At 63.7% G+C, this 910-nt stretch carries 1 pseudogene; it reads left to right on the forward strand.

Going from position 1 to position 910, the window contains the following annotated elements:
- Positions 1-68 precede the first annotated feature (68 nt).
- Positions 69-848: pseudogene (locus tag BST27_RS30630) on the forward strand (IS3 family transposase); the annotation flags it as partial.
- Positions 849-910: the final 62 nt, after the last annotated feature.

Consider the following 910-nt stretch of genomic DNA (forward strand, 5'->3'; position numbering starts at 1 on the left):
TTCGGGAAGCGGCCCGGGAAAACGGAACAACCCCAACGGTTGTCACCGCGTCCCGGGCCGACTTTCACCGACCGGCCCGCGAGACGGTGATTCAGTTCATCGCCGAACACAAGGACCACCAGGTGGCCGGCCCCAACGGTGGGGCCGGGCTGCGCTGGGGTGTCGAGCCCATGTGCGCCGTGCTCTCTGAGCATGGCGTGTCGATCAGCCCGTCGACCTACTACGAGTGGATCGCCAAGACCCCGACCCGTCGCCAGATCCGTGACGCCGAGGTGGTCAAGATCATCACCGCGGCACGGGAAGACAAGAAGAACGGTCGGTTCGTCCAGACGTTGGGGTCACGCAAGTTGTGGATCTGGCTGCGTGGCCAAGGCCATGATGTCGCCCGCTGCACGGTGGAGCGGATCATGCGCGAACAGGGTTGGGAGGGTGCGCGGTACGGGGCCAAGCACAAGACCACCATCGCCGACGAAAGCCATGTCAGATATCCGGATCTGGTGGACCGGCGTTTCTACGCGTGTGCACCAAATCGGTTGTGGGTAGCCGACTTCACCTATGTGTGGACATGGCTGGGGTTCGTCTACGTGGCGTTCGTCATCGATGCCTACAGTCGCCGGATCGTCGGCTGGCGGGCGGCCAGATCAATGACCACCGACCTGGTCCTCGACGCCGTCGAGCATGCGTTCTTCACCCGCGCCCAGGACGGCACCACCACCCTGCACGGGCTGATAGCGCACAGCGACGCCGGCAGTCAATACACGTCGGTGGCCTTCACCCAACGCCTGGTCGATGAAGGGGTGGACCCCTCGGTCGGCTCGGTCGGCGACGCCCTAGACAAGGGCTTGGCTTCATAGTGCACCTCCTGTAGTGGGTTGGATGGGAACTCGTTTTCTTAGTGGGCTGCCTTGTC

Origin of the sequence: Mycobacterium intermedium (assembly GCF_002086275.1) — a bacterium.
Lineage (GTDB): Bacteria > Actinomycetota > Actinomycetes > Mycobacteriales > Mycobacteriaceae > Mycobacterium > Mycobacterium intermedium.